Raw genomic sequence first — 5,710 nt, forward strand, 5'->3', positions numbered from 1 at the left:
TTCTCGCCGGGCGCGAGCGGCCTCGGGGCGCGGGTCATAGATGCCGAAGCCCTCGGGCGCCTTGGTGACGAAAATGGCCTTGCGAAAGAGAAGCGGCCCGGACGCCCAGACCTGCAGGGCGCCCTTGCGCATCGTGTCGTAGGCTTCGAGGTTCTTGCCGTCCTTGGCTTCGCTTTCCGCCTGCTTTGCCAGGTCCGTCAAATTCTCCGCCGCGGCGGCTCCCCCGAGCCCCGCAGCCGCCGCCAAGGCAAACGCAAGCATGATCGCGGCATGTTTCATGTCGGCCTCCCCCGAAACGCTCGCAAAATCCGTTAGCGGCCGAAGCATCGCATACGGTTTGCGCTTTCGCCACTCAGACAAGCACGCACGAACCCGGATTGTTCCGCTTCGGCGCGCCTATAGAATGACTCCCATGGATGCCATCGCTCACGCTTTCTTGGACCCGACTGTTCGCGGCTGGTACCTCATCGGCTGCCTCGCGCTGCTCCTCCTGCCGATGATGGCGCTCGCGGTCTGGTTTCACCGGGGCATCCGACACAGTCCCGGCGGACGGGCCCTTATGCAACGTCAGCGCGGAGCCCGGACATGCGCGGGGGACGCTCGCCGACGCCGCCTACACGCCGGCGACGGCGCCTCGATCATGCGCGACATCAATGCGGGCCGCTACGGGCAGCACGCCAAGGCGATGATGACGCGTGTCTATTGGTTCACCGGCGCATGGGTTGTTGTCAACGCAATCGCCTTCGGCATTCTAATTTGGGCGGACGAGATCAATCGCGTCGTCGACTAAGGGCCGCTCCGGTCTATGGTCCTCGCCTGGTAGACACGCTACTGGTCCCTACCTTCTTCACGATCATCGAGGACTTTGCCCATGAATGCGATTGCACAGAGCTTGGCGGACCCCACGGTACGGGGCTGGTATCTCGGGTTCTGCCTCGCCTTGGTGCTGCTGCCCTTGGTAGCGATGGCGCTCTGGTACCGCAGGCGGGCAAAGCAGAATTCCGTCGACAGATCCATGCTGCTGCGCGTCTCGCTCCTGACGCTGCTCTGGATGATCGTCAACGCCTTGGCCTTGGGCGTCCTGATGTGGGCCGACGGCGTGAACGGCGTCGCCCGCTGACCTAACGACCTCCTCAGAACGGATTGTTCTCGGACTTGCCGCGCGTCGCGAAGAACTCGCGCGCGGCGGCGAAAACCACCGGGCTCAGCAGCGCCAACGCGATGAGGTTGGGGATCGCCATGAGCGCGTTCAGGACGTCGGCAAGCAGCCAGATGAAGCTCAGCTTCATGGTGGCCCCGACGATCGGCGCCAGCGACCACACGATGCGGAACGGGACGATTGCCTTGATGCCGAGCAGAAACTGCCAGGAGCGTTCGCAGTAATAGCTCCAGCCCAGCAGCGAGGTGAAAGCGAAGATCGCCAGCGCGAGCGACGTGATCTCGCTGCCCACGCCCGGCAGCGCCGACTCGAAGGCGAGCGAGGTCATCTCCGCGCCGTTTTGCCCGCTGGTCCAGGCGCCGGTGGTCAAGATGACGAGCGCGGTGAACGTGCAGACGACGATGGTGTCGATGAAGGTGCCGAGCATGGCGACCACGCCCTGGCTCACCGGCCCCTTGCATTCGGCGGCTGCATGGGCGATGGGCGCCGAGCCGAGCCCGGCCTCGTTGGAGAACACGCCGCGTGCCACACCGAAGCGGATGGCCGCCCAGACGGCGGCGCCGGCGAAGCCGCCCGTCGCAGCGATGGGCGAAAAGGCGTGCGTGAAGATCAGGCGAAAGGCTTCCGGAACCGCATCGATGTTCAGTCCGATAACTATAAGCCCCGCTCCGACATAGCCGATCGCCATGAACGGGACGAGCCAACTGGCGACCGCGGCGATGCGCTGAATGCCGCCGATCAGCACCATGAAGACGAGCCCTGCGAGCGCGACGCCGGTCACCCAGAATGGGACCCCGAACGAGGCTTCCAAGGCATCGGCGACGGAGTTCGCCTGCACCATGTTGCCGATGCCGAAGCCCGCAAAGCCCGCGAACAGTGCAAAGCAGACCCCGAGCCAAGCCCAATTCGGGCCGAGGCCGTTCTTGATGTAGTACATGGGGCCGCCGACATAGTTTCCCCGGCTATCCCTTTCCCGGTATTTCACGGCAAGTACGGCCTCGGCGAATTTGGTGGCCATGCCGATGAGCGCCGTCATCCACATCCAGAAGACCGCGCCGGGTCCGCCGATGAATATCGCCGTGGCGACGCCCGCGATATTGCCGGTGCCGATGGTCGCGGCGAGCGCGGTCATCAAGGCACTGAAGGGCGTGATATCGCCTTTGCCTTCGGCGACCCTGCCGCGCCAAAGCATCCAAAAAGCGAAAGGCAAATCCCGGATGGTGCGGAGGCGCAAGCCAAGCGTCAGGTAAAGGCCAACGCCGAGCAGGAGCACCAGCATGGGGACGCCCCACACGACGCCATCCAGCCACTCCACAGCCTTGGTGACAGACTCCATGCGACGCCCCCCGTTTTGCTCTGATTGTTGGCTGGCCGCCCGTGGTCCCCTAGCGGCTCACTCCTGGCGGAAGTGCTTCGACAGCTTCAACCCCTGAGCCTGATAATGCGAGCCGATGCCCTGGCCGTAAAGCGTTTCCGGCACCTCGGTCAGCTTATCGTAGATGAGCCGGCCGACGATCTGCCCGTCCTCGACGATGAAGGGGATGTCGAGGCTGCGGACTTCCAGCACCGCCTTGGCGCCCGGCGCTTTGCCCTCCGCATAACCGAAAACCGGGGTCGAAGAAGCCGCATAGTGCACGCGGTACTCCCCGATCATGGGATCGAACGGCGCCATCTCGGCCACATATTCCGGCGGCACGGACACGCTTTCCTTGGAGGCTAGGATGTAGAATTCGTGCGGATCCAGCACGAGCCTCTTGTCTCCCCCAAGATGCACCGCCTCCCAATACTGTTCGACGTCGTAGCCGCCGATCGTGTCCACGTCGATGACGCCCGCATAGCGGCGGGCGCGATAGCCGATCAAGCCGCCGGCCTCGATGGGCGCGAGGCTGATACGCAAGTTCAACCCATCGCGGATCGCCGCCTCGCCTTCCACCAGTCCCACGTCGGAGTGGATCGCCCGCAAGCGCCGGTCGCCAACGCGGCCCGGCGCTTCGGCGTCGATTTGCTGGCTGACGCGGCGGCGGAAGCGGATTTGATTGAGGCGCGAACCGTAGCGGACCTTGATGGAAAAGGTGCGCGGGCAGATCTCGGTGAACAGCGGTCCTTTATAGCCTTCGGCCACGCTGTCGAAGCTTTCCTGATAGTCGGCGATGAGGCGCGTGAACACGTCGAGCCGGCCGGTCGAGCTCTTCGGATTGGCGAAGGCGGCGATGGTCGAACGAAGATTGAGATGCTCGATCAACGGCACGAGGTAGACGCAGCCCGCTTCAAGCACCGCGCCTTTGGTGAGATCGATCTCGTGGAAGGTGAGCCCCGCCAGCTTGTCGCGCACGGTTGCCTTGGTGCCCGGCAGGAAACTCGCGCGCACGCGGTAGGCCACCTTGCCGAGGCGAAGGTCGAGGCTCGCGGGCTGGATCTGGCCGTCCTCGATCGCCGGCGCGCCAGCGATCTCGCCCGCGGCGATGAGCTGCCGAAGCGCCTGGCTCGGCAGAATGCCGGTCCGGCCGAGCGCGCCCTTGCGGCCTTCTCCGGGCAGGGCCCGGGCGTCTTCTGGTAGCGCCTCGAAAAGCTGGTCGGACGGGTTCATGGTCGATCTTCTTGGCATTTGCCTGGGCTTCGGTCACCCTAAGCTCTGCCTTCTCCCCCGGATTCACAAGGGGGCGAGCGCTTGAGCCGCCCCCTCCTCCTGACAGACCCGATGATCCCTGAACATCAACCCCTTCAAATCGGCTCGCTTCTGTTCGAGGGGCTCGACCAGATCGATCTTACCGGGCCCTTCGAGGTGCTCTCCCGGCTGCCCAATTCCACCTACCGCATTTACGGCAAAACCATAGCGCCGGTGCGCGACGTAAAGGGCCTATTGCTGACCCCCGATGCGATGCTTTCGGCGGCTCCGCAACTCGACGTGCTGCATGTCCCGGGCGGTCCCGGACAAGAGACCCTGATGAACGACGATGAGGTCCTGGGCTGGGTGCGAACCCAGGCGGCAGGAGCGCGGATCGTGTTTTCGGTGTGCACGGGGGCGCTGATCTGTGGCGCCGCGGGGCTGTTGAAGGGACGCCGGGCCACGACCTATTGGGCGGCCATGCACCTCCTGCCCTATTTCGGCGCGACGCCCGTCGATGCACGGGTGGTGGTGGACGGTAATCTGGTTTGCGCGGCCGGCGTCACGGCGGGTTTAGACGGCGCGCTGACGGTGGCCGCCCTGCTGCGGGGGGACGAAGCCGCCGAGACCATCCAGCTCTACATGCAATACGCGCCCGAGCCGCCGTTCAACGCCGGCTCCCCGGAAACGGCGCCTCCGGAAATCGTCGCGTGTGTGCGGGAAGCGGCATGCGAACTCATGGCCCGACGCGAAGAAACGGCGCAGGCGGTGGCCAAGCGGCTGGGCGTCGCACCGCCAGCGCGGACTTGACGGGAGGGGTCTGGAGCGACATTAATCCCCCTCTCGTGGTGATTTGGCCGGCCGGCTTGCAGCCACGTAAAATAAGTCGCTAAAAGGCCGTGCGAGGCGTTTCAGCCGATCCCGGTCATTTGGCGGCAGCCAAGGTCCGGGTTTTTTTTATGGCCGGCCGTAGACAGAGGCAGGAGTTCTGAGCATGGCCGCAGACGACAAGACAGGGCGCCGCAAGGCCTGGGCGCCCGCCACCCAGCTCGTGCACGAGGGCACGCGGCGCAGCCAATTCGGCGAGACCTCCGAGGCCATCTTCCTCAACTCCGGCTATGTCTATGACAGCGCCGAGGAGGCGGAGGCCCGGTTCAAGGGCGACGCGGAAGGCTATGTCTATAGCCGTTACGCCAATCCCACCGTCTCCATGTTCGAGGACCGCATGTGCGCGCTGGAAGGCGCAGAGGCGGCACGCGGCATGGCGAGCGGCATGGCGGCCGTCGCCGCGTCGCTCCTGTGTCATCTCAAGGCGGGGGACCACGTGGTCTCGGCGCGCGCGCTGTTCGGCAGCTGCCGCTACATCGTGGAGGATCTGCTGCCGCGCTTCGGCATCACCTCGACGCTGGTGGATGGGCGCGACCTCGCCGCCTGGGACGCGGCGGTGCAGCCCAATACGCGGGCCTCTTTACGAGACTCCGACCAATCCGGTGCTCGAGCTGGTGGACATCGAAGGCGTGGCAAATATCGCCAGAAAGGCCGGCGCACTGACCGTGGTCGACAACGTGTTCGCCACACCGCTCGGTCAGCGCCCACTTCCGCTCGGCGCCGATATCGTCGTCTACTCAGCCACCAAACATATCGACGGCCAAGGGCGCTGCCTCGGCGGAGTCGTGCTCGGTCGTGATGAGTTCATCAACGAGACTCTGCACAATTATCTAAAGCATACGGGCCCTTCGCTCAGCCCGTTCAACGCCTGGGTGCTGCTCAAAGGCCTGGAGACGCTGCCCCTGCGCGTCGAGCGGCATTGCTCATCCGCAGCACGTATCGCCGACTTTCTCGCGGGTCGTGCAGAGGTCGAACGCGTGTTCTATCCCGGCCGGGCCGACCACCCTCCAGCCACGACCTCGCCAAGAACGCAGATGCCAATGGCGGACCGATGGTCG

5 protein-coding genes, 2 pseudogenes and 1 riboswitch are annotated in these 5,710 nt (G+C 65.0%); of the genes and pseudogenes, 4 read left to right on the forward strand and 3 right to left on the reverse strand.

Annotated elements, in window-relative coordinates; genetic code table 11:
* Positions 1-279 (reverse strand): annotated as a pseudogene (locus AUC71_RS07700) (hypothetical protein); the annotation flags it as partial.
* Positions 280-412: 133 nt separating this feature from the next.
* Here AUC71_RS07700 and AUC71_RS07705 point away from each other — a divergent pair.
* Positions 413-790: a hypothetical protein gene (locus tag AUC71_RS07705; protein WP_069623802.1), complete on the forward strand. Its 378-nt coding sequence runs from the start codon at positions 413-415 to the stop codon at positions 788-790.
* Positions 791-871: 81 nt separating this feature from the next.
* A complete protein-coding gene (locus tag AUC71_RS07710; protein ID WP_069623803.1) occupies positions 872-1,120 on the forward strand; it encodes a hypothetical protein in 249 nt (82 codons plus the stop codon).
* A gap of 13 nt (positions 1,121-1,133) precedes the next feature.
* Here AUC71_RS07710 and AUC71_RS07715 read toward each other — a convergent pair whose 3' ends face one another.
* Together AUC71_RS07715 and AUC71_RS07720 are read right to left on the reverse strand one after the other, a co-directional pair.
* Complete coding sequence (locus AUC71_RS07715) at positions 1,134-2,495, reverse strand: alanine/glycine:cation symporter family protein (protein WP_069623804.1); 1,362 nt, start codon at positions 2,493-2,495, stop codon at positions 1,134-1,136.
* A 57-nt stretch (positions 2,496-2,552) separates the two neighbouring features.
* A complete protein-coding gene (locus AUC71_RS07720; protein ID WP_083238185.1) occupies positions 2,553-3,746 on the reverse strand; it encodes a 2'-deoxycytidine 5'-triphosphate deaminase in 1,194 nt (397 codons plus the stop codon).
* 111 nt (positions 3,747-3,857) lie between these two features.
* Here AUC71_RS07720 and AUC71_RS07725 point away from each other — a divergent pair, with 111 nt between their 5' ends.
* Complete coding sequence (locus AUC71_RS07725) at positions 3,858-4,574, forward strand: DJ-1/PfpI family protein (RefSeq protein ID WP_069623805.1); 717 nt, start codon at positions 3,858-3,860, stop codon at positions 4,572-4,574.
* Positions 4,575-4,599: 25 nt separating this feature from the next.
* A riboswitch (SAM riboswitch) is annotated at positions 4,600-4,677 on the forward strand.
* Positions 4,678-4,758: 81 nt separating this feature from the next.
* Positions 4,759-5,710 (forward strand): annotated as a pseudogene (locus tag AUC71_RS17570) (PLP-dependent transferase); the annotation flags it as partial.

Origin of the sequence: Methyloceanibacter marginalis (assembly GCF_001723295.1) — a bacterium.
GTDB lineage: Bacteria > Pseudomonadota > Alphaproteobacteria > Rhizobiales > Methyloligellaceae > Methyloceanibacter > Methyloceanibacter marginalis.